Source organism: Nocardioides montaniterrae, assembly GCF_054782655.1.
This window is the reverse complement of record NZ_BAAGSB010000002.1, coordinates 289,253-310,188: the sequence shown is the minus strand read 5'-3', so window position 1 is coordinate 310,188 and position 20,936 is coordinate 289,253. Positions and strand designations below refer to the sequence as shown.

The 20,936-nt window shown below is 72.5% G+C and carries 20 protein-coding genes; 14 read left to right on the top strand and 6 right to left on the bottom strand.

The genetic code is table 11. The annotated features are described in order from the left end of the window. Positions 1 to 23 precede the first annotated feature (23 nt). Genes ACYVJ3_RS04925 through ACYVJ3_RS04885 form a run of 9 tightly spaced genes read left to right on the top strand, consistent with a single transcriptional unit; the run spans position 24 to position 10,214 of the window. Positions 24 to 941, top strand: coding sequence for a glycosyltransferase family 2 protein (locus ACYVJ3_RS04925; RefSeq protein ID WP_460851398.1), 918 nt, complete (start codon positions 24 to 26; stop codon positions 939 to 941). Further along, positions 938 to 1,933, top strand: a complete 996-nt coding sequence (locus ACYVJ3_RS04920) for a CgeB family protein (protein WP_460851397.1) — start codon at positions 938 to 940, stop codon at positions 1,931 to 1,933. The genes ACYVJ3_RS04925 and ACYVJ3_RS04920 overlap by 4 nt, the downstream gene beginning before the upstream one ends. Continuing rightward, positions 1,930 to 2,961, top strand: a complete 1,032-nt coding sequence (locus ACYVJ3_RS04915; protein WP_460851396.1) for a prephenate dehydrogenase — start codon at positions 1,930 to 1,932, stop codon at positions 2,959 to 2,961. The genes ACYVJ3_RS04920 and ACYVJ3_RS04915 overlap by 4 nt, the downstream gene beginning before the upstream one ends. Beyond that, positions 2,958 to 3,644 carry an acylneuraminate cytidylyltransferase family protein gene (locus tag ACYVJ3_RS04910; RefSeq protein ID WP_460851395.1) on the top strand — a complete coding sequence of 229 codons (687 nt, stop codon included), beginning with the start codon at positions 2,958 to 2,960 and terminating at the stop codon, positions 3,642 to 3,644. Before ACYVJ3_RS04915 ends, ACYVJ3_RS04910 begins: the two co-directional genes overlap by 4 nt. After that, a complete protein-coding gene (locus ACYVJ3_RS04905; protein ID WP_460851394.1) occupies positions 3,641 to 5,902 on the top strand; it encodes an N-acetylneuraminate synthase family protein in 2,262 nt (753 codons plus the stop codon). The genes ACYVJ3_RS04910 and ACYVJ3_RS04905 overlap by 4 nt, the downstream gene beginning before the upstream one ends. Further along, positions 5,902 to 6,969 carry a glycosyltransferase gene (locus tag ACYVJ3_RS04900; protein ID WP_460851393.1) on the top strand — a complete coding sequence of 356 codons (1,068 nt, stop codon included), beginning with the start codon at positions 5,902 to 5,904 and terminating at the stop codon, positions 6,967 to 6,969. The genes ACYVJ3_RS04905 and ACYVJ3_RS04900 overlap by 1 nt, the downstream gene beginning before the upstream one ends. Then, positions 6,966 to 8,183, top strand: a complete 1,218-nt coding sequence (locus ACYVJ3_RS04895) for an O-antigen ligase family protein (RefSeq protein ID WP_460851392.1) — start codon at positions 6,966 to 6,968, stop codon at positions 8,181 to 8,183. The genes ACYVJ3_RS04900 and ACYVJ3_RS04895 overlap by 4 nt, the downstream gene beginning before the upstream one ends. Beyond that, positions 8,171 to 9,097, top strand: a complete 927-nt coding sequence (locus ACYVJ3_RS04890) for a glycosyltransferase family 2 protein (protein WP_460851391.1) — start codon at positions 8,171 to 8,173, stop codon at positions 9,095 to 9,097. The genes ACYVJ3_RS04895 and ACYVJ3_RS04890 overlap by 13 nt, the downstream gene beginning before the upstream one ends. 16 nt (positions 9,098 to 9,113) lie before the next feature. Further along, positions 9,114 to 10,214, top strand: coding sequence for a glycosyltransferase (locus ACYVJ3_RS04885; protein ID WP_460851390.1), 1,101 nt, complete (start codon positions 9,114 to 9,116; stop codon positions 10,212 to 10,214). A 3-nt stretch (positions 10,215 to 10,217) separates the two neighbouring features. Here ACYVJ3_RS04885 and ACYVJ3_RS04880 read toward each other — a convergent pair whose 3' ends face one another. Further along, a complete protein-coding gene (locus ACYVJ3_RS04880) occupies positions 10,218 to 11,678 on the bottom strand; it encodes a tyrosine-protein kinase domain-containing protein (RefSeq protein ID WP_460851389.1) in 1,461 nt (486 codons plus the stop codon). 64 nt (positions 11,679 to 11,742) lie between these two features. On the opposite strand from ACYVJ3_RS04880, the gene ACYVJ3_RS04875 reads away from it, so the two are divergent. From ACYVJ3_RS04875 to ACYVJ3_RS04865, 3 genes are all read left to right on the top strand, one after another. Beyond that, the gene (locus ACYVJ3_RS04875; protein ID WP_460851388.1) at positions 11,743 to 12,576 is read left to right on the top strand and encodes a hypothetical protein; all 834 of its coding nucleotides are present in this window, start codon (positions 11,743 to 11,745) and stop codon (positions 12,574 to 12,576) included. Further along, the gene (locus tag ACYVJ3_RS04870; protein WP_460851387.1) at positions 12,573 to 12,809 is read left to right on the top strand and encodes a hypothetical protein; all 237 of its coding nucleotides are present in this window, start codon (positions 12,573 to 12,575) and stop codon (positions 12,807 to 12,809) included. The genes ACYVJ3_RS04875 and ACYVJ3_RS04870 overlap by 4 nt, the downstream gene beginning before the upstream one ends. A gap of 71 nt (positions 12,810 to 12,880) precedes the next feature. Continuing rightward, positions 12,881 to 13,948 carry an LCP family protein gene (locus ACYVJ3_RS04865; protein WP_460851386.1) on the top strand — a complete coding sequence of 356 codons (1,068 nt, stop codon included), beginning with the start codon at positions 12,881 to 12,883 and terminating at the stop codon, positions 13,946 to 13,948. Positions 13,949 to 13,968: 20 nt separating this feature from the next. On the opposite strand, the gene ygfZ is transcribed toward ACYVJ3_RS04865, so the two are convergent. From ygfZ to ACYVJ3_RS04840, 5 genes are all read right to left on the bottom strand, one after another. Then, a complete protein-coding gene (gene ygfZ, locus ACYVJ3_RS04860; RefSeq protein WP_460851385.1) occupies positions 13,969 to 14,934 on the bottom strand; it encodes a CAF17-like 4Fe-4S cluster assembly/insertion protein YgfZ in 966 nt (321 codons plus the stop codon). Next, a complete protein-coding gene (locus ACYVJ3_RS04855) occupies positions 14,931 to 15,419 on the bottom strand; it encodes a Fur family transcriptional regulator (protein WP_460851384.1) in 489 nt (162 codons plus the stop codon). The genes ygfZ and ACYVJ3_RS04855 overlap by 4 nt, the downstream gene beginning before the upstream one ends. Before the next feature lie 174 nt (positions 15,420 to 15,593). Next, on the bottom strand, positions 15,594 to 16,244 hold the full coding sequence (locus ACYVJ3_RS04850) for a hypothetical protein (RefSeq protein ID WP_460851383.1): 651 nt from the start codon (positions 16,242 to 16,244) through the stop codon (positions 15,594 to 15,596). 80 nt (positions 16,245 to 16,324) lie between these two features. After that, positions 16,325 to 16,819, bottom strand: a complete 495-nt coding sequence (locus tag ACYVJ3_RS04845) for a heme-binding beta-barrel domain-containing protein (protein ID WP_460851382.1) — start codon at positions 16,817 to 16,819, stop codon at positions 16,325 to 16,327. A 44-nt stretch (positions 16,820 to 16,863) separates the two neighbouring features. After that, the gene (locus tag ACYVJ3_RS04840; RefSeq protein ID WP_460851381.1) at positions 16,864 to 17,694 is read right to left on the bottom strand and encodes a glycoside hydrolase family 16 protein; all 831 of its coding nucleotides are present in this window, start codon (positions 17,692 to 17,694) and stop codon (positions 16,864 to 16,866) included. A 144-nt stretch (positions 17,695 to 17,838) separates the two neighbouring features. Between ACYVJ3_RS04840 and ACYVJ3_RS04835 the strand changes: the two genes are divergently transcribed. Further along, complete coding sequence (locus ACYVJ3_RS04835; protein WP_460851380.1) at positions 17,839 to 18,972, top strand: nucleotidyltransferase family protein; 1,134 nt, start codon at positions 17,839 to 17,841, stop codon at positions 18,970 to 18,972. After that, positions 18,969 to 20,636 carry an ABC transporter ATP-binding protein gene (locus ACYVJ3_RS04830; RefSeq protein ID WP_460851379.1) on the top strand — a complete coding sequence of 556 codons (1,668 nt, stop codon included), beginning with the start codon at positions 18,969 to 18,971 and terminating at the stop codon, positions 20,634 to 20,636. Before ACYVJ3_RS04835 ends, ACYVJ3_RS04830 begins: the two co-directional genes overlap by 4 nt. The last annotated feature ends 300 nt before the right edge of the window (positions 20,637 to 20,936 follow it).

Here is a 20,936-nt window from a genome sequence, read left to right as displayed (position 1 = left end):
CGCAGAGCCTACGCTGGCCACCGATGGAGACCTCGCGCCCGCTCGGGGCGAACCCGGGAGTCAGTGTGGTGATCCCGCACTACGGCTCGCCGGCGCCCGCACGAGCGCTGATCACGCAGCTCTTGGAGCAGCCCACGCGTGGTCCGCTCGAGGTGATCGTGGTCGACGACTGCTCACCGTCCCCGTTCCGCGAGACCGAGGGCGTCACCCTGGTCCGGCGCGAGCGCAACGGCGGGTTCGGGTCGGCCGTCAACAGCGGCGCCGCGTGTGCCACCCACGAGCTGCTGCTCGTGCTCAACAGCGACCTCGTGCTGCCCGATCGCTTCGTCGACGCGCTCGTCGACGCGGCCACTCCCTGGCTCCCGGCGGTCGTCAGCCCGCTCGTCCTCGACACGGACGGCCACGAGGCCGGCACCGGCCGACACTTCCCGACCACGCGCCAGCAGACGGTCGAGTGGCTGGTGCCCCTGGCCCGGCTGCGCCCGCGGCTGCGCGACGCCGTCGGCCACGACACCCGCGTCGGCACGGCCGGCGACACCGTCGTCGACTGGGTCTTCGGCGCGGCGCTGCTGCTCCCCCTGATCGACTTCCGCGCGGTCGGTGGGTTCGACGAGCGGTTCTACATGAACGCCGAGGAGGTCGACCTCCAACGCCGGCTGCGCGAGCGCGGCCTGCCCTCGGTGGTGGTCGGCTCCGTCTCCGTGTGCCACGTCGGCGGCGCCTCCTCCGACCCGGCGCTGCGCCGGGCCTGGTTGGTCGAGTCGCGCCTCGAGTACGCCGCGAAGTGGGGCGGCCGGCGGCGTCTGGCGACCTCGCTGCGGGCTGCGACCGCGGCCAATCTCGTCTGGAACCTCGGACGTCGCGTGGGCGGACGCGACGTACGCCCGCTGCGCACCGCGCGCGAGGAGTGGCGGCTGCTGCGCCCGGAGCGACGCCGATGAGGCTGCTGCTGGTCAGCCCCGGCTTTCACGGCTACTCGCGCTCGATGGAGCGTGCCTTCCGCGACCGCGGACACGACGTCGCGACGCACGTGTACGACGACCTGCCCACCTTCTCCGCCAAGGTCGGCCACAAGCTGCGGCACGAGCTGCCGGCGCTCGCGGGGGCCGACACCCACTCCCGGCACGCCGCCGTGGTGACCCGCTCGGCGGTCTCGGCGCTCCACTCCGTGCGGCCGGATGCCGTCGTCGTGGTCAAGGGCGACCTGCTGACCGATGACTTCTGGGACGCGGTCGGCTCGCTGCCCCGCGTGCTGTGGCTGTACGACGAGATCCGCCGGATGCGGCACTCCGTCGACCGCCTGCTGACCATCGGGCCGCTGGCGTCCTACTCGCTCGAGGACACCACCCTGCTGACCGAGGCGGGGGCGGTGGTCCGTCATGTGCCGGGTGCGTTCGATCCCTCCCTCGCGCCCTCCTCTCCGGTGACCACCGACGACGTCGTCTTCATCGGGGCGCGCTACCCCGGCCGCGAACGGACCCTCGTCTCGTTGGCCTCGGCAGGAGTGCCGGTGCGTGCCTACGGCCGCGACTGGTCGCGGCACTGGTACGACCGTGCCCGCACGTGGGACGTACGCCGACCGCCGGTCGCCGCCGAGCGCGACATCGCCCTCACCGAGGGCTATCGGGTGATCGCGGGCGCCCGCGCGGCGATCAACCTCCACGAGCGCCAGGACGGCTTCACCATGCGGACCTACGAGATCCCCGGGGTCGGCGGCCTCCAGCTGATCGACCGCGCGGACGTCGCCCCGCTCTACGAGCCGGACGTCGAGGTCGCGGTCTTCTCCTCCGTCGAGGAGGCCCGCGACCTGGCCTCCCGCGCTGCGGTCGACCACGCGTGGGCCGGCCGGATCCGTGAGTCCGGGCGCCGGCGTACCCTCGCCGAGCACACGTTCGCGCACCGGATCGCGGTCCTCGAGGAGCTGCTCGGATGAGCCTGGACCACCCCCGCGACCTCGCCGCGTGGCAGCACTGGCAGGACAGCGGGCGACCGCTGCGGCGCATCCGTCGTGCGGTCTCGAGGCCTGCCGACATCGAGCTCGTGTACAGCGGCCCGTCCCCCGACCTGGTCGTCGTGGTCGACGCCTGGCACGCCTCGATGCGTGCAGCCGTCGTGGCCGCGCTTCCCCACCTGCCCGCGGAGCGGGTGCTCGTCGTCGGACCTCCCGGCGTGACCTCCGTGGTGCCGTTCGTGCCCGCGCGGGTGCGGACGCTGCGACCCGGTGACCTCGGCGCCGCCCTCCGGGGCGTCCGCGCCGTGCTCGGCTCGGGCCACTTCCTCGAGCCCGGCGCGACCGTCTGGGCCGCCCGCCCGCCGCGCGTGCCCTTCCTCGTCTCCCAGCACGGCGCCCTCACCCCCAAGGCCCCACCGCTCCCCGCCGGCGCCCACCTGCTCGCCTGGTCCGAGGCCGATGCCGAGTTCTGGGCCTCCGGGCGCTCGGACGTGACGTGGTCGGTCACGGGGTCGCAGCTGCTGGCCTCCTCGCTGGTCGAGGCAGGCCAGACCACGGGTGGTCGAGCCCGCCGCGACCTTCCCCCCGTCTACCTCGGCCAGCTGCACGGCGCCGAGCTGCCGTACGCCGACCTGGTGGCCGCCGTCGAGCGGTTCTGCCTGGAGCACGGGGCGACGTACCGCCCCCACCCCTCCGAGCGCGACCGCCGCTCCCTGCGCGCCCACGCACGCTGGCGGGCGATGGGCATCGAGATCGACACCTCCGGCGTCCCGCTGCGCGAGCTCGACCGACCCCTGGTCAGCGTCTTCTCCACCGGCGTCCTCGAGGCCGCGGCCGCCGGGCTGCCGGCGTGGGTCGCCTACCCCGACCCGCCCGCCTGGCTGCGCGAGCTGTGGGAGCGTTACGACATGAGCGAGTACGCCGGACCGCCGACCCCGGTGCCCGCCGCAGCGCTCCGGCCGTCCCCCGCGGCGGCCGTCGCGGCCGCACTCGTGGAGGCCGCCCGATGAGTGTCCTGGTCGTCATCCCCGTCCGCGGTGGCAGCAAGGGCGTTCCCCGCAAGAACCTTCGCGACGTCGCCGGGAAGCCGCTGGTCGTCTGGACCATCGAGCACGCGCTCGCGATCACGGCGCCCGACGTGCAGGTCGTCGTCTCGACCGAGGACCACGAGCTGGCCGCGATCGCGCGCGCGGCCGGAGCCGAGGTCGTCGACCGGCCTGCCTCCCTCGCGGAGGACACGACCGCGACCGAACCCGTGGTGCTGCACGCCATCGACGCCGTGGCCACGACGCCTGACACGGTGATGCTGCTCCAGGCCACGTCACCGGTCCGGCTGCCCGGCACCCTCGACCGCGCCCTGGCCCAGTTCGCGGACACCGGCGTCGACTCCCTGGTCGGCGTCGTCCCGCAGGCGCCGTTCCTCTGGCAGTCGACCCCGCTGGGCCCGCTGCCGGCGTACGACCCGAGCCGGAGGCCGCGCCGGCAGGACCTCACGCCCGAGGCGCTCCGCTACCGCGAGACCGGGTCGGTCTACGTCACCCGTGCGTCGGTCTACCGCGAGCACGCCAACCGCATCGGCGGCGTGGTGGGATTGTTCGTGATGGACGAGGAGGAGGGCCTCGACATCGACACCGAGCTCGACGTCCTCGTCGCCGAGCAGTGGCTGGAGCGCCTCGGGAGGAGCGGCGGATGATCATCGAGCGCGACCTGGCGCCGTACGTCGTCGCCGGCGACGAACCGGTGCTGCGGGCGCTCGAGAAGATCACCGCCAACAAGGCGCGGGTCATCTTCGTCGTGTCCGTGCACGGGCACCTGCTCGGCTCCCTCTCCGACGGTGACTTCCGGCGCTGGGTGGCGGCGAACCCGGGCGCCGACCTCTCGACGCCTGTCGTCGAGGTCGCCAACCCAGCCGCCCGCTCGGCCCCCGTCGCCGCGCCTCCGGCGCAGGTGCGCGCGCTGTTCGCGCCCGGCATCGACCACGTCCCCCTGGTCGACGACGACGGCCACCTCCGAGGGATCGCGGTCGACCGCGCCGACTCGCTGCGGATCGGCGAGCGGACGGTGGGAAGCACCGCACCGGCGCTGATGATCAGCGAGATCGGCAACAACCACCAGGGCTCGGTCGAGCTGGCCAAGGAGCTCGTCGACCACTCGCTCGCCGCGGGCGCCGACGTCGCGAAGTTCCAGCTGCGCGACCTGGACGCGCTCTACCGACAGGCCGGCGGCGCGAGCGGCGGCGAGGACCTCGGCGCGCAGTACACGCTGGACCTGCTGGCGAAGTACAACCTCTCGACCGCGCAGCTCTTCGAGGTCTTCGACCACTGCCGGTCGATCGGCATCGACGTCATGTGCACGCCGTGGGACCTGCCCTCGCTCGAACGGCTGGTGGAGTACGGCGTACCCGCCCTCAAGATCGCGTCCGCCGACCTGACCAACCACACCCTCGTCGCCCGAGCGGCGGCGACGGGCATCCCGCTGGTCATCTCGACCGGCATGTCCACCGAGGCCGAGATCCGCGAGACCGTCGCGCTCGTGCGGAGCACCGGCACCGACTTCGCGCTGCTGCACTGCCAGTCGACCTACCCCGCGCCGTTCAAGGACGTGAACCTCGCCTACCTCCCGCGGCTCGCGGAGATCGGGCGCTGCCCGGTCGGCTACTCCGGCCACGAGCGCGGGATCCACGTCGCGGTCGCCGCCGTCGCGCTCGGCGCGCGGATCATCGAGAAGCACCTCACGGTCGACCGCGACCTCGAGGGCAACGACCACAAGGTCAGCCTGCTGCCCGAGGAGTACGCCGAGATGGTGGCCCGCGTGCGGGAGGTCGAGGCCTCGATCGGCAGCGGAGCACCCCGCGCCGTCAGCACGGGCGAGCAGATGAACCGGGTCAACCTGGCCAAGTCGCTGGTCGCGGCGCGGGCGTTGGCGGCCGGCGAGGTCATCACCGCGGACGCGGTGGACGTGCGGAGCCCCGGGCGCGGGCTGCAGCCCAACCGGCTGTCCTCGCTCGTCGGGCGGGTCTCGTCGCGGGCGATGGCGGCCGGCGACTTCTTCTTCGCCGGCGATCTCACCGACTCGACGCCCGGTGCTCGCGCCTACTCGTTCGGGCGGCCCTGGGGCGTGCCCGTGCGCTACCACGACGTCGCCGAGATGACCCGCGACGCCCGGCCCGACTTCCTCGAGTTCCACTTCTCCTACAAGGACCTCGACCTCCCGGTGGTCGACGCCGAGACCTCCCTGGCCGTCGAGCCTGCCGAGAGCCTCGGCTTCACCACCCACGTCCCGGATCTCTTCGCCGGCGACTTCATCCTCGATCTGGCCAGCCCGGACGACGCGACCTGGCAGCGCTCCATCGTCGAGCTCCAGCGCACGATCGACCGGACCCGCGAGCTGCGCGCACTCTTCCCGGGCCAGACCTCGGACCCGTTCGTGGTGGCGACGCTCGGCGGCTTCACCCACGACGGCCACCTGCCGGCCCGCGAGCGACCTAGTCGCTACGAGCGGATCGCCGCCGGCCTCGCCCGGGTCGACACCGCCGGGGTCAGGGTCCTCGCGCAGACGCTGCCGCCGTACCCCTGGCTGATGGGCGGGCAGTCGTTCCACAACCTGTTCGTCGACCCCGCCGACACGGCCGCGTTCTGCGCGCAGACCGGCATCCGCCTCTGCCTGGACACCTCGCACACCGTGCTGGCCGCCAACTTCCACGGCATCCCGTTCGCCGACGCGGTCGAGCAGCTCGCGCCGTACGCCGACCACCTGCACCTCGTCGACGGCACCGGTGTCGACGGTGAGGGCGTGCAGGTCGGTGACGGCGACATCGAGTGGCCGGCGCTCGCCGAGCAGCTCGACCGGCTCGCGCCCTCGGCGAGCTTCATCCCCGAGATCTGGCAGGGACACGTCAACCACGGCGAGGGCTTCTGGCTGGCACTCGACCGCATGGAGCAGTGGTTCTGATGCGCACCGCCCTCTGGGTCGTGCCCGTCTCGGACCTGGCCGGCGTCGCTCGGCACGTGCTCGACACCGTCACCGCCGGCCTGCCCGGCTGGCGGCTGGTGGTGCTCTGCCCACCCGGGCCGCTCGCCGACGCCGTCCGCGAGGCCGGCGGGGCGGTCATCGCCGAGCCCTTCGGCCCCGAGGCCGGTCCGCGGACCTCGGCCCGCACGTTGCGCGCGGCCGTCGTACGCCTGCGGCCCGACGTCGTGCACAGCCACCTGTCGTACGCCGACGTCATCGTCGCCGGTGCCACACCCCGCGGCCCGCTGCTGGTGACCACCGAGCACGGCATCGCCGCCGACGACCTCGTCTACCACGGCAGCGCTGCCAAGGCCCGGGTCATGGCTCGCGTCCACGCCGCTCGGCTGCGCCGCTTCGACCTGGTCCTGGCCGTCTCGGAGGCCACCGCCGCCGCGATGCGGGACAAGTGGCGTCCCCGGCAGGAGATCCTCGTCGTGCCGAACGGGGTGGATCGTGGTCTCGATACACCGCTCGCTGGCGCTCGCGGCTACTCGACCAACGACGGGAGCATCCGCGTCCTCTCCCTGGCCCGCCTGGCCCCCGAGAAGCGGCTCCCCGACCTGCTGCGCGCCTTCGCGCTGGTGCACCGCGACCAGCCCGACGCCACCCTCACGCTGGCCGGCACCGGTCCGCTCGAGGCCGAGCTCCGGGCGCTGGCGGGCGACCTCCAGATCGCCACCGCGGTCACCTTCCCCGGGTACGTCGACGCGGCGGCCGCGCTCGCCGAGCACGACGTGATGGCGCTGCTCTCGGTCTGGGAGAACTGCTCCTACGCCCTGCTCGACGCGCTCGTCGCGGGGGTCGGGGTGGTCGCCTCCGAGGTCGGCGGCAACCCCGAGATCCTCCCCGACCGCTGCCTGGTCGACGCTGCCGACCACGCTGCGGTGGCCGCCAAGCTGGTCGTCCAGGTCGACCCGGCCCACCGCCCACGGCTCGCAGAGGACTGGCCGACGACCGCACAGATGGCGACGCGGATCGCGGACGCCTACGCGGGGGCCCAGCGATGAGCCTGCAGCGCAGCGACGGCTTCGACCCACGGACCGCCGACCCCACCGACATCCGCCTCCCGCTCGTCACCACCGACGGCCGCGACAACGAGACCAAGGCGTTCGAGTTCGTCCTGTTCGCCGCGATGGGCTTCAGCTCGGTCGCGGTCAAGGGCCTCCCCGTCGGTGAGCTCGCCCTCGGCCTGGTCACGCTGCTGGCGATGACCAAGCGGCCCACCCGCCTGCCTCCCCCGCTCATGACGGCCCTGATCGCGGCCGTCCCGACGTGGATGCTGGCGGCGGCGGTCATCGACGGCGTCTCGCCGTACCGTCGCCTGCTCCACCTCGCCCTGTGGGGCCTGCTCGCCCTGTGCATCGGGCAGGGCCGGATCCACCTGCAGACGATGGCCCGTGGCTTCGCGACCGGCCTCGTGGTCTCGCTCGGCGCCGGGCTGTTCGGCCAGGTGGCGCGCAACGAGCACGGCGCGGTGGCGTACTCCGGCCGGCTCACCGGCTACGTCGGCGATCCCAACACCGCCGGCTACTACGTCCTGGTCCTCGGGCTCGTCGCCTGCGCCTACATGGGCTCGAGGCGACAGGTCGTGCTCTTCCTGATGACGGCCACGCCCCTGCTCGTGCTGACCTGGTCGCGGACCTCGCTCTTCGCGGCGACGGCCTGTGTGGTCTGGCTGCTGATCGGGCACCGCATCTCGCCCGTCCTCGGCGTGCTCTTCCTCAGCGGCCTGGTCTACGGGTTCGCCCGCTTCCCCGACACCCTCAAGCAGATCGGGCCGTTCAGCGACCGCAACGGCAGCGACGAGCTGCGCCGTCGCATCGATGCGGGCGCCGCGCACCTCGTCGACACGGCCGGTCTCACCGGCCACGGACCCGGCACCAGCCTGGTGCCGGACTGGAACCAGCCCGGCAACTTCTGGTTCTTCCACAACTCCTACAACAGCATCATCAACGAAGGCGGCTGGATCGCGTTCGCCCTCGTCATCGGCCTGCTGGTGATCACCATGCTGCTGCTGACCAGGCTGGAGATCCGCCACCGCAACGGCTGGGTCGAGGCGGCCCTGATCAGCCTCTCCGTGGTGGCCATCAACCTGGGCGAGGTGCTGCTCGAGCTGCCCGCGGCCGTTGCGCTCGGCGCCGCGGCCTACCACCTCGGGCGGCCCCCCGCAGCGGTCCAGGAGGAACGCGAGGAGCGGCAGGAGATGCGATGGCCGTTCTGACCTCGCTCGTGGTCCCGAGCCGCGGCGGCGCCGCCCGCCTGCCCCGCCTGCTCGACCGGCTCGCCGCCCAGGAGGACGCCACCGTCGAGGTCGTCGTCGTGCTCGACGGCGACGTCGACGGCTCAGCCGCCGCGGTCGCGGCGTACGCCTCACGCCTGGACCTGAACCTCCTCACCTTCGCCGAGAACCGCGGCCGGGCGGCCGCGCTGAACGCCGGCTTCGCCGCCGCCCGCGGCGACGTGCTGGTCCGCTGCGACGACGACCTCGCGCCCGCGCCCGACTTCGCGGCACGCCACGCCGCCCACCACACCGGCGACCCGGTCGGCGTGATCGGCCTGGTGCGCAACCTGTTCCCCGACACGGCGTACGCCCGGGCCTACGGCCGACACTGGGACCGCCTCCAGCGCGAGCAGGCGTACGCCGCTCCGCCGGCCCAGGCGTGGCGGCACTGGGCCGCGAACGCCTCGGTGACCCGCGCGACCTGGGACCTGGTCGGGCCCTACGACGAGGGCTACCGCGGCTACGGCTGGGAGGACGTCGACTGGGGCTACCGGCTGCACCTGGCCGGTGTTCCGGTGGTCATCGACGAGCGCCTGGAGACCGACCACCACCTGGCCGCCGTCACCACCGAGATCCGCGTACGCCGGGCCCTCCACTCGGGTGCCGCGCAGGCGCGCTTCGAGCGCAAGCACGGCCTGGCGTCCACCGAGCCGACCGACAGCGCCTGGGCGCGCGCCGTCCGCGCCGCGGCGGGGCACCTCGACGAGACCCGCGCGACGCGGCTCGGCAGACGTCTGGACCGTAGGCTCGACCTGCTGCCCGAGCCCGTGGCCCGCAAGGCCGTGGCGTTCCTCGTGCAGGCCGCGTCCGCGGCAGGGCGCCGCCGCCCCGAAGCCGTCACCTCCACCTTCTGATCTCGGAAAGCGCCCCATGCCGAAGCTCGCCATCGCGCACGACTACCTCACCCAGCGTGGGGGTGCCGAGCGCGTGGTGCTGGCGATGCACCGCGCGTTCCCGGAAGCGACCATCCACACGACGCTCTACAACCCGGAGACGACGTTCCCCGAGTTCCGCGACGCCAGGATCGTGACGACCTCGCTCGACCGGGTGCGTGCGCTCCGGCGCAACCACCGCGCAGCGCTGCCCTTCCTCGCACCGGCGGTCAACGCGCACCACATCGACGCCGACCTGGTGCTGATGTCCAGCAGCGGCTGGGCGCACGGCTTCGCGACGTCCGGCAAGCGGCTGGTCTACTGCTACAGCCCGGCCCGCTGGCTCTACCAGACCGACACCTACCTCGGCAGGTCCGCGCGGTCCAGCCCGATGGGATGGGCCACCCTCGCGATGCGTCCCGCGCTGCGCGCCTGGGACAAGCGGATGGCCGCGCGTGCCGACCGCTACCTCGCGATCTCCTACGTCGTCCAGGACCGCATCCGCGACACCTACGGCATCGAGGCGGACGTCGTACCGGCTCCGCACCGCGGCCTGCCCGGTGCGTTCCGCGAGCCCGTGGCCGAGCTGTCCGACTGGACCAGCGGCTTCCACCTCCTGGTGAGCCGGCTGCTGCCCTACAAGAACGTCGGCGCGTGCGTCGAGGCGTTCGCGAGCCTGCCCGACGAACGGCTCGTCGTGGTCGGCTCGGGTCCGCTCGCGGACGAGATCCGTGCCGGCCTCACGCCCAACGTGCGCCTGGTCTCCGACTTGACCGACGCCCAGCTGCAATGGGTCTACTTCCACTCCTCGATGCTGGTCGCTCCCAGCATCGAGGACTTCGGCCTGACCCCGCTGGAGGCCGGCACGCACGGCGTACCCGCCCTGGCGCTGCGGCTCGGCGGCTACCTCGACACCGTCCGCGAGGGCACGTCCGGCGCGTTCTTCGACGAGCCGACGCCGGAGGCGATCGCGGCGGCGGTGACGGCGTACCGCGGACACCCGTGGGACCGCGACGCGATCCGCGCGCAGTCGGACCTGTTCACCGAGGAGCGGTTCGCGGCCGCCCTGCACCGCAACGTCGACGAGCTGCTGGCGTAGGTCTCAGCGCCCGCGACGCAGGAACGAGAACAGGCCCCTGCGCGTGCCGCGTCGGTTGCCGGGCGCGCCGTAGTAGTTGTAGCTGCTCGCGTAGTGGCCATAGCCGTACCCGTAGCCGTAGATCACCGACGCGAGGCCCTTCATCGGCGCCTTGTTCACCACGACCCCGAGCAGGTGGCCGCCGACCTGGTTGAGGCGCTGCGCCGCGAGCCGGGCCTGCTCCTTGTACGTCGACCCGACGGCCAGGACGAGCAGGGTGCCGTCGACCTGGCCACTGAGCAGCCCGGCGTCGGCGACCGGCAGCAGCGGTGGAGCGTCGATGACGATGAGGTAGTGCTTGGAGAGCTCCTTGAGCAGGTGGCTCATCCGCTGCGAGCCGAGCAGCTCGCTGGGGTTCGGGGGGATCCGACCGCTGGGCAGCAGGTACAGGTTCGTCTCCGAGGTCGTCAGCAGCGCGTCGTCCATCGTCAGGTCACCCGCCAGGACCTGGGTGAGCCCGGCCTGCGCGTCGGCGCCGAACAGCGAGGCGATCATCGGGCGACGCAGGTCGGCATCGACGAGCAGCGTCGGCTGACCGGCGGCCGCCAGCAGCCGGGCCAGGTTGGCCGACACCGTGGACTTGCCCTCGCCGGGGTTGGCGCTGGTGACGACGACCGAGCGCGGCGGCCGGTCGACATCGACGAAGCGCAGGTTGGTGCGCAGCTGGCGCAGCGCCTCGACGCCTGGGCCGCGCGCGGACTTGTCGACGCCGCCGTGCTGTTGGCGGTTGAGGCTGCGCATCTGCGGGATCACCGCGAGCACCGCCTTGCCGACCAGCTCCTCGACGTCGGCCACGTAGCGCACGCGGCGGTCGAGCGACCGGCGGGCGATCGCGGCGACGTACCCGAGGACGAGGCCGAGCAGGGCACCACCGAGCAGGTTGCGCCGGTAGTTCGGCGAGGAAGGGCTCGTCGGCAGCACCGCGTCGTCGAGCGGCACGACCCGGACGACCGAGGTCGCGCCCTTGGCACCCTTCTCCTGAGCGATCGACTGCTGCTCCTGGTCCGCGACGACCTCCGCCAGCGCGCGCACCGCGGCGTCGGCGACGTCGCGTGCCATGGCCGGGCTGGACGTGGTGGCGCTGAGCTTGATCTGCGGGCTGACGTTGTCGGTCGTCGCCGTCAGCGTGTACGCCGGCACGACGTCGCCTGCGGAGTGGATCCGGGCCGCGATCTTGTCCCGCACCGCCTGGCTGTTGACGTACGCCGCATAGACCTGCGACTCGCTGACGGCCAGGCTCAGGCTGCTCAGCGCCTCGCCCGTGGATGTCGACGCCCCGGCGTGCACCTGGCCGGTGGCGACCGAGGTGTAGAGCACCGGGCGGGTCCACGTGTACGCCGCCGCGAGCGCGATCCCGATGACGAGCATCACCAGGATCAGCTTGAGGTGCGCGCGGGTGAGCCGCACGAAGTCGAGCAAGGTCAAGAGGGGTCCTCGTCGTCGGGTCGCTCCAGTATGACGGCCGCGCCCCCGCCGTAGGCTCGTACCCGTGAAGCAGGCGGAGATCCCCCTCGGTGCGCGCCTGCGCCTGGCCCATGCGGTCGTCCAGGCCGTCGCCGAGCGCGCCGGCGTCGACCTGCTGCACGTCAAGGGTGTCGCGGCGTCCCCGGAGTGGTACCCGCCGCACAGCGGCAGCGACGTCGACGTGGTCGTGCGGCCCTCCCACATCGCCGCTCTGGAGACCGGGCTGACCGCGACGGGCTGGCGTCCGATCGGTGCCTTCGAGGACAGCTCGGCATGGGCGCACGCCGCCGCCTGGTGGCACGACGGCTGGGGCTGCCTGGACCTGCACCGGGCGTGGCCGGGGCTGGAGGTCGACGCGGAGGCGGCGTACGACGCCCTCGGCCGCTCCTCGCGCATCCGCTCGATCGCGCACCGGGACTGCGTGGTGCCCGGGGAGGCGGCCGAGGTGCTGCTGCTCGTCCTGCACGAGGGCAGGTCCGGGCCGGTGCGGCCCAGCACCCGGCACCTGCGCGAGCGGTGGGCGGCCGCCGACCCGCTGCTGCGGGCCGAGGTCGAGGCGCTGGTGCGCGAACTCGGGGCGGAGGTCGGCTTCGCCGCCGGTCTCGGGCGGCTCGACGAGATGCGCGACCACCCCGACCATGCGCTGTGGGTCTACTACTCCTCCGGCGACACCAACCGCTGGCGCGAGTGGCGCGCCCGGCTGGTGTCGGCGCGGGCGCACGGAGCGCTGGGCTCGACCTTGCGGCGTGCGCTGCGGCCGGCGACCCCTGCCGGTGCACCCGATCGCCCCGTGGTGGTCGTCCAGGCGGCGCGGGCCTGGCACCTGGTTCGCGACGTGCTGGACCGGGGGCGGCGATGACCTCGTTCGCCGACTGGTCGGTGGCGCCGGACGTGGCGTGGGTCGACGACCAGGCCGTCTACGTGGCGCGGGTGCCGGACGGCGTACCGCTCGTGCTGGAGGACTCCGCGGCCGCGATCTGGCGCGCCGTCGCCGCCGGCGCGGAGATCGAGGCCGACGAGGACGTGGCGAGCGACGTCAGCGCCTTCCTGGATCAGCTCCTGGCGGCCGGGCTCGTCGTACGCACTCGCTGAGGGCGGTCGTGCGATCGAGCGGGCGGCCGATCGGAGCGATCGGGTGCCTCGGGTGTGCCACAGTAGGCGCCGTGACGAGCCACCGCCGCGGACGCCGCAGGCGCCGGATCGGCCGGTTCTTCCGCCACCACAAGGCGATGGCGGTCATGTTCGGGCTGATCGGGCTGCTGCTGGCGATCGTGCTCGGTTGGGCGCTCTACCTCAACGCCCAGCTCGGCGACGTACGCCGCTTCCCGATCACCCCTCCTGCTGCGGAGCCGGCGCGCTTCCCCGGCGGCGCGATGAACATCCTGCTGATCGGCGCCGACGACCCCGACGACGACCCGAACCGGGGACCGAACATCCGCGACGAGCTGGCCCACGGCGGGTGGACGCCCGGCGCCTTCCGCAGCGACACCACGATGGTGCTGCACCTGGACGCGGGCCGCCGGTCGGGGCAGCTCATCTCCATCCCGCGCGACTCCTGGGTGCCGATCCCCGGGCACGGCAGGTCGAAGATCAACGCCGCGTTCTCGTGGGGCGGCCCGAGCCTGCTGCGCACGACGGTCGAGGACCTCACCGGTCTCTACATCGACCACGTCGTGGTGATCGACTTCAACGGCTTCGTCACGATGAGCGAGATCGTCGGCGGGGTGGACGTCTACGTGCCGCAGACCGTCACCGACTACGTCCGCGACAAGGTGTGGACCAAGGGTGAGCACCACCTCGAGGGCGAGGACGCCCTGCTCTACGTCCGGCAGCGCTACGGCCTGCCCAACGGTGACTTCGACCGGATCGCCCGCCAGCAGAACTTCCTGCGCGAGCTGCTCTCCAAGATGGCCAGTCGCGGCGTGCTGTCCAACCCGTTCCGGGTGACCTCGCTCGCGAAGCACCTCTCGGACACGATCGCGGTGGACAAGGGGCTGACGACCGGTCGGTTCCGGTCGCTGATCCTGTCCCTGGCGCACTTCCACCCCGGCGACCTGCGCTTCGTCACCGCGCCCGTCGCCGGCACCGGCATGGAGGGGTCGCAGAGCGTGGTCCACCTCGACCTGGTGAAGGTGCGCTCGCTGTTCAAGGCGGTCGCGGCGAGCAACTTCGAGGGCTGGTACGCCCACCACCAGGCGGACCTGCTGCCGCCGACCAAGCAGGTCGGCTGAGGCTCCTGGCCGCCCTCCGGTCAGCGGCTGGGGCGGAAGTGCAGGCCGATCTCGGGATCGACCACGACCTCCTGGGCCGCCGGCAGGCCGTCGACCTCGAGCTGCTCGTCGGTGTCGACGTTGCGCTTGACCAGCGCGAGCGCGATCGGGCCGAGCTCGTGGTGACGGGCGCTGGAGCCCACGCGGCCGATGGCGCGGCCGCCGCCCGTCGGGGTGATGTCGGCGCCGATGGCCGGTAGCCGGTTCTCCGAGCCGTCGAGGTGGAGCAGGGTCAGCCGGCGGGGCGGACGGCCGAGGTTGTTGACCCGGGCGACGGTCTCCTGGCCGCGGTAGCAGCCCTTGTCGAGGTGGACGGCCGACCACGCCTTGCCGGGCAGCAGACCGATCTCGTTCGGGATGGTGCGGTCGTCGGTGTCGATGCCGAACCGCGGCTCGCCGCGCTCGATGCGCAGCGCGTCGTAGGCCCACAGTCCCGCGGCCGGGCCCGCTGCCTCGGCGTACGCCGTGAGCTGGTCGCGCGGGACGAGGTCGAACTTGCCGCCTGCGGGCTCGGTCAGCACCGGGCGCCAGGCGACGGCGTGCTGTGCGGTGACGTCGGTGATCTCGACACGCATCATGAAGCGCATCCGCTCGAGGAACCCGATCAGCGCGGCGGCGCGGCCGGGCTCGGTGTGCAGCCGGAAGGTCTCGCCGTCGTCGACGCCGGTGAACGCGTGCTCGACGTGGCCGTTCGGGCTCAGGATGAGGGCGTTGGTCTGCACGCCGGGCTCGAGACCGTCCAGGTACTGGGTCGTCAGCGAGTGCAGCCAGGTCAGTCGGTCCGGCCCGGTGAGGTCGACGACCTCGCGGTGCGAGAGGTCGACGAACCCTTCGCCGGCGGCGAGCGCGTGCTGCTCGCCGTAGAGGCTGCCGTAGTGCGCCGCGACGCCCGCGTCGACGCCATCACCCGCGACCGCGCCGGGTAGAGCGAGCAGGGGTGAGGTCATCGGGTCGTCTCCGTGTGGTTGTCGGTAGGGGTGTCGTTGTCGCACTCGGCGCAGGTGCCGAAGACCGTCAAGTGCCCCATGTCAGGGGTGAACGCATGACGGGCGGTCAGGGATTCCACGAACGGCCCGGCTTCCCCGGCATCCACCGAGATCACCTTCTGGCACCCGCGGCAGACCAGGTGGAAGTGCGTGTGCCCCTTCGTGGAGTGGTACGTCGGCGCACGGTCGCTCAGGTGTGCGTGCCGCACCAATCCGAGCTCCTCGAGCACCTCCAGCGTCCGGTAGACCGTGGAGGCGTTGATCGCCGACGCCTTCGCCTGCACGTGCGCCAGCACCTCGTCCGGCGTGGCATGGCCCAGCTCGTCCACCGCCGCCAGGATCATCTCCCGCTGCGGCGTCAGCCGGTAGCCCCGCTGCCGGAGCGCGGCGCGCCAGTCCGTGCCCTCGTCGCCCTCGGGGCTCTCGTGCCGATGTCCGTCCTCCACACGACGATCGTAGGGCGCCGGCCTCAAGCCACCGTGCCGGCGTGTGCGTTGGCGAGGGTGGCCCCGACGGACTTGCTTGCATGCATGCAAGTGGCCCGGCAGCGCTCCTTGCTTGCATGCATGCAAGTGGCCCCGCAGCGCTCCTTGCATGCATGCAAGCAAGGACGTCGGGGCTCACCCCGTCAGCCCCCTCGCCGCCGCCTCGCGCGGAACACAGATCGCGGTGATCGTCTTCTCAGCGACGTCTTTCGCCGCAGCGAGAGGCATCGGCGCGACCGGATCGGAGACGGCGAGCTGCAGACCATCGGTGACGGCCAGCAGCGCCAGGCCCTGACCCCACGGTAGACACTCGTCGCCGGGCCCGAGTCGGTCACGGATCTGCTCGACCTCCAAGGCCCTGATCCGCGCGACCTCATCGGCCGGCCCCGGCTCACCGTCGAGCCGATCTGCCTCCGCCAGCCGGCGCAGCGCGTGCCAGATGCGGACGGCACATCGCTCATCCTCGGTGGCGGGCAGCACCAGCGAAGGTGGAGCTCCCCGGTCGCCCCACCAGGCTTGCATCCCGACGGAACACGACCAGGAAAGCCACCGCTGGCCGAAGGTGAGGATGACGATCTCGTGCATCAGCGCGACCGGAGAGCCTTCCATCGACCATCTCCGACCCTCCATCTTGAGCTGCTCGGTGAGCCCCTGCCGGGTCATCCGCAGGCGAGAGGCAGCGACGCTGATCGACAGCCGCGCGGCTCCAGCACCCTCCAGGAGGAGCACAGCACCGTTGGTCAGCTCATCGGCGAACGAGAACGAGGACCCGAGGAATTCATCCATCCCGCCACGCAAGCACCACGCACCGACAACCGGCCCGGATCAGAGCCGGTTGTCAACAGGCCCGACGAGAGCCCGCCCGATCAGACCCGCTTGAGCCGCGCCCAGAGGTGCGGCTGAAGCTCCTGCCCCGCCGCCTCCATGTCGTAGGCGTAGAGCAGGTCGCCCTCGACGTTTCCGTACATCCGCGTCCCGGCGTCGACCGGCTTCGCGGTCTCGGTGTAGCCGACACCGGCCGTGTGCATCTCGAGCTTGCCGCCCTCGGCACGCCCGTACCAGATCTCGGTGATCCCGGTGTTGTGCGTCAGCACGAGCTCGACGTCGCCACCCTCCAGCGCCCGCAGGAAGCCGGTCTCGAGATGGGCATCCCGAACCTTCGCCCCGTCCTCGTCGACGATCCACGTCCGCGAGAAGTAGTGGAAGAACGGCCGACCGTCGTGGGTGAAGATCAGCTCCTCGCCGTACTGGAACGGCTCGATGGTCGGGTAGTCCCCGTGACCGTTGCCGCGCCACGTGCCGAGCAGCCACGCGATCGGGCCGCAGTTGGGATGCAGGTTGTCGGGAATCTCGAAGGCCACGGCGCGAGTCTAGAGGCCGCGGAGGCCGTACGCCGTCCCGCCGGTCAGGGAGCCGACGTGGCTCGGACCCAGTCGACGTCCATCGTCGCGGTCGCCGGTGTCGCGGCCGTCGGGGCGTTGTCCCCGGCCCCGAAGCCCATGCTGAGCACGAAGTAGAACGGCTTGTCGAACGGAGCCAGGCCGGGCAGCACCGACGGCGCCTTCCACGCGTGCGACCAGCAGTCGTGGCCGTCGATCGAGAACGTGGCGACGCCCTTGGCCCACTGGACGGCGTAGGTGTGGAAGGAAGACGGGGTGGCGGTGCGGCAGGCGATGCCGACGTTTCCCGTGTTCCCCGTGTAGTGCAACGCGTTCAGTGCGATCGACGGCCGGTTGCTGAACCACTCGGCCACGTCGATCTCGCCCGACGCCGGCCACGCGCCGTAGGTGTTCTTCGCCGGGTAGAGCCACAGCGCGGCATGCAGACCGGGCGCCGTGGTCGCCGGCATCCGCGCCCGGAACTCGAAGCGGCCGTACGCCTGCGAGAAGTGGCCCCGGGTCGCGATCGTCGAGGCGGCGTACCGCGTGGACCAGTTCCCGTACGGGCTGCGACACACGAACGGCGTCGACGTACGCCGTGCACTGAGGTGCACCGACCCGCCCCACTGCGAGATGACCTGGGGGTTGTTGACGATGCAGTCCCGATTCGCGTCGGACATGCCACTGAACGAGGTGTCCTGTGCGACCCACTCGTCGGTGTTGACCCGCCAGCCGGTGAAGCCGGACCCGAAGGTCACGACCGGGCCGGTGGCGGCGTCTCCGGTGACGCCGAGCGTGACGACGACCAGAAGCGCGGCGAGCGAGAGCACAGCGGTGCGCATGACGATCTTCCACATGAGATTTGGAGCCTTCCGAGATCCCGAGAGCGGCCACCCCCGCCGACGCGATCGCCAGAAGCCCCCCGAATGGCCTGCAGCATTGTGAACATGCGCGCGGCCGGTCGTCCAGCACGCCGCCCGTCATGCGGGCAGACTTGGCGAGTGCCTTCCGCCTCCGCCAGCCCTCGGACGGGCGACTCCGCGGTCGCCGTCGTACGCCGGGCCGTGCGCTCCGCCCTCGCGACGGAGGACGCCCGACCGGGCGGCTGGACGTGGCCCGACGGTCTTCCGGAGGCGCCGTTCCTCGACGCCGTCGCGCGTCATCGGGTCGCCCAGGTCCTGGCCCCGCACAGCGCCGAGCACCGCTACCCCGACGGCGTCGCCGCCACCCTGGAGGCGCTGCGCAACCGCGGCCGCCTCGAGGCCATGGCCGGTGTCCACGCCGCGGCGAAGGTCCACGAGCAGCTGGCCGGCATCGACCACCTCTTCCTGAAGGGCCCCGCCCTCGCGGTGCAGACCACCGGCGACCCGACGTCGCGCGGATCGGGCGACATCGACCTGCTGGTCCGCCCGCAGCAGCTGACCGACGCCGTCGACGCGCTGGCGAGGACGGGGTGGAGCGTGCGACCGGGCTACACCGTCGACCGGTCGACCTGGGCCTGGCGCCACCAGCTGCACGCTCTCTACGAGCTGGTGCTCGACGGACCGCTCGGCTCGATCGACCTGCACTGGCGGCTCGACCCGACCATCCACGGCCTGCCTTCCTTCGACGAGGTCTGGTCGCGCCGGGCGGACGTACGCGTCGGCGAGGCGGACCTGCCCACCCTGTCCCCGCCCGACGCGCTCACGCACTCGTTGCGCCACGCCGCCAAGGACCGCTGGGACCTGCTGCGCAGCCTGGTCGACGTCCATCGCCTGGCCGGCGACCCGTCGACCGCGAGCCGCGCCACCGCGCACGACCGCCTCTCCCGGATGACCCTGACCATCACCGAGGCGACGATCGGCCTGCCCGCTGCAGCCCCCGCGTTCCGACGTACCCGCGCGGGCCTGGCCCAGGCGGTCCGCGCCCAGGAGCAGGACGACCGCCGCGCGCACCACGTCGCCGAGAACTCCTGGCGCCACGTCCAGTACGCGCTCCGGTCGAGCCGCCACCCGAAGGACCTCGCCGTGGTCACCTCCGGTCTGGTGCTGCCGCCGTTGCTGACCTGGGAGGTCACCGAGCGGCGAGCCCTTCCGGCGGTCGCGGCCGCGGCGCGCATCCGGGTGTCGTCCGCCATCCACCGCGAGCACGCATGATCGCGCTGGTCGCCCTCTTCTGGCGTACGACGGCGCAGGTCGTCGGCCGCGCGGCCCTGGTGCGCCTGCAGCTCGTCGAGATCGCCAACGCCCTGGTCGAGGCAGCCGTCCTGGGCCTGCTGATCCCGCTGGTCGCGATCGTCGCGGGCAACCGGCCGCCCGAGATACCGGTCATCGACCAGCCCCTGTCGCGGACCGCGGCGCTGATCCTGTTCGGTGCCGCGGTGCTGGTCCGTGCGGGCCTTGAGTGGTGGTCGGCAGTCCGCTCCAGCACGCTGCGCCTGCGCACCGTCCACGACCTACGGCTGCGCACCCTCTCGGGCGTCCTGCACGCCGACTGGACCTACGTCGCACGTCAGCGCCGCAGCGACATCGTGCAGGCGGCGACGACCGAGCTCGAACGCGTCGACGCCGCCCTCGGCCTGCTGCTGCGCCTGGGCGTCGAGGCGCTCCTGCTCGGAGCCAGCGCCGTCGTCGCGCTCGCCATCTCCCCCGTCATCGGCATCGTCGCGCTCGTCACCCTGGCGGCCGTGGTCGCGCTGACGCGACGCAGCATCCGGCGCACGCTCGAGCTCGGTCTGGACTGGAACCGGCGTACCTCCATCTTCTCCGCCACCGTGACCGACTCGCTGTCCTCGCTGCGCCTGATCCGCGCCCACGACGCCGCCCCCTCGTGGACCCGGCTGCTGCGCGACGCCGCCGACGGCGGCCGCAAGGTCGAGCTGCGGTACGTCGAGACCACTGCCGGGCTCCAGTCGGGCCTCGGCGTGCTCGCGGTCACCGCCGCCCTCGGCCTGGTGGTCCTCGGCAAGGAGCTCGGTCTCGGGCTGGCCGCGCTGCTCACGCTCGCGCTGGTGACCAGCCGGATGCTGACCATCGCCCGCGGGGTGCTCCAGAGCCTGCAGGCCTTCACGCAGTTCGCGCCGGCTCTGCACCACGTGCTGGGCATCATCGACGACACGGCGGCCCACGCCGACCCCGCTGGTCGAGGAGGTCGAGCAGCGGCCGTCCCGAGACCCGCCGCCGACCGCACTCCGCCCACGATCCAGCTCCGTGGCGTGACCGCCGGCTACGCCGACGTCCCGGCGTTGCGCGACCTCGACCTCACCGTTCCCGCCGGCGAGACCACCGTCCTGACCGGTCCGAGCGGATCGGGCAAGTCGACCCTGCTCGACGTCCTGCTCGGGCTGCTCACCCCGGCGAACGGCGAGATCACCGTGGACGGCGTGCCCCTGACCGATCTCGCGCTGTGGCGCTCGCGGCTCGCCTACGTCCCCCAGCAGACGGTGCTCGTGCCCTCCACGGTCCGCGAGAACCTGTCCTGGTCCGCGGGCGGCGACGTGAGCGACGACGACCTGTGGCGCGCGTTGAAGGATGCCTGCGTCGCCGACGTCGTACGCCGGCTGCCCGACGGGCTCGACACCGAGCTGCTCGACTTCACCCAGCTCTCCGGCGGAGAGCAGCAGCGGCTGTGCATCGCCCGGGCCCTGGTCCGCGAGCCGGAGGTCCTGCTGCTCGACGAGGCGACGAGCGCGCTGGACGTCGAGACCGAGCGCGAGGTGCTGTCCCGGTTGCGTCGGCGGGGCTGCACGACGGTGCTCGCGACCCACCGCCAGGGCGCCGTCGGGACCGCCGATCACGTGCTGGACCTCACGCGAACGTGACGCATCCGAGGTTTTCTCGTTAGCATGGATGTGTCCCTGGGGGGACAACGCATTGGGACATCACGTATCGTGGGATCTCGGGCTCTGCTGAGCCCACGTCGGAGGGACAAGGAACACATGGACAAGAAGACCTGGGTCAAGCCGTCGGTGAAGCCACTGACCGCCGCCAAGGACGCTCAGCTGCTGGGTTCGACCGTCAGCGACGGCCTGCTCGGCAAGGCCAACAAGTCCTCCTGACGTTCCACCCTGTCGGCGGCTGGCATCGCCCCGCTCCCGACCTCACGGTCCTCACCGGACCGT

Excerpts from the sequence above, each read along its gene's own strand:
- ACYVJ3_RS04925 (WP_460851398.1), top strand. The coding sequence starts at position 24 with ATGGAGACCTCGCGCCCGCTCGGGGCGAACCCGGGAGTCAGTGTGGTG.
- ACYVJ3_RS04920 (WP_460851397.1), top strand. The coding sequence starts at position 938 with ATGAGGCTGCTGCTGGTCAGCCCCGGCTTTCACGGCTACTCGCGCTCG.
- ACYVJ3_RS04915 (WP_460851396.1), top strand. The coding sequence starts at position 1,930 with ATGAGCCTGGACCACCCCCGCGACCTCGCCGCGTGGCAGCACTGGCAG.
- ACYVJ3_RS04910 (WP_460851395.1), top strand. The coding sequence starts at position 2,958 with ATGAGTGTCCTGGTCGTCATCCCCGTCCGCGGTGGCAGCAAGGGCGTT.
- ACYVJ3_RS04905 (WP_460851394.1), top strand. The coding sequence starts at position 3,641 with ATGATCATCGAGCGCGACCTGGCGCCGTACGTCGTCGCCGGCGACGAA.
- ACYVJ3_RS04900 (WP_460851393.1), top strand. The coding sequence starts at position 5,902 with ATGCGCACCGCCCTCTGGGTCGTGCCCGTCTCGGACCTGGCCGGCGTC.
- ACYVJ3_RS04895 (WP_460851392.1), top strand. The coding sequence starts at position 6,966 with ATGAGCCTGCAGCGCAGCGACGGCTTCGACCCACGGACCGCCGACCCC.
- ACYVJ3_RS04890 (WP_460851391.1), top strand. The coding sequence starts at position 8,171 with ATGGCCGTTCTGACCTCGCTCGTGGTCCCGAGCCGCGGCGGCGCCGCC.
- ACYVJ3_RS04885 (WP_460851390.1), top strand. The coding sequence starts at position 9,114 with ATGCCGAAGCTCGCCATCGCGCACGACTACCTCACCCAGCGTGGGGGT.
- ACYVJ3_RS04870 (WP_460851387.1), top strand. The coding sequence starts at position 12,573 with ATGACCTCGTTCGCCGACTGGTCGGTGGCGCCGGACGTGGCGTGGGTC.
- ygfZ (WP_460851385.1), bottom strand. The coding sequence starts at position 14,934 with ATGACCTCACCCCTGCTCGCTCTACCCGGCGCGGTCGCGGGTGATGGC.
- ACYVJ3_RS04850 (WP_460851383.1), bottom strand. The coding sequence starts at position 16,244 with ATGGATGAATTCCTCGGGTCCTCGTTCTCGTTCGCCGATGAGCTGACC.
- ACYVJ3_RS04840 (WP_460851381.1), bottom strand. The coding sequence starts at position 17,694 with ATGTGGAAGATCGTCATGCGCACCGCTGTGCTCTCGCTCGCCGCGCTT.
- ACYVJ3_RS04830 (WP_460851379.1), top strand. The coding sequence starts at position 18,969 with ATGATCGCGCTGGTCGCCCTCTTCTGGCGTACGACGGCGCAGGTCGTC.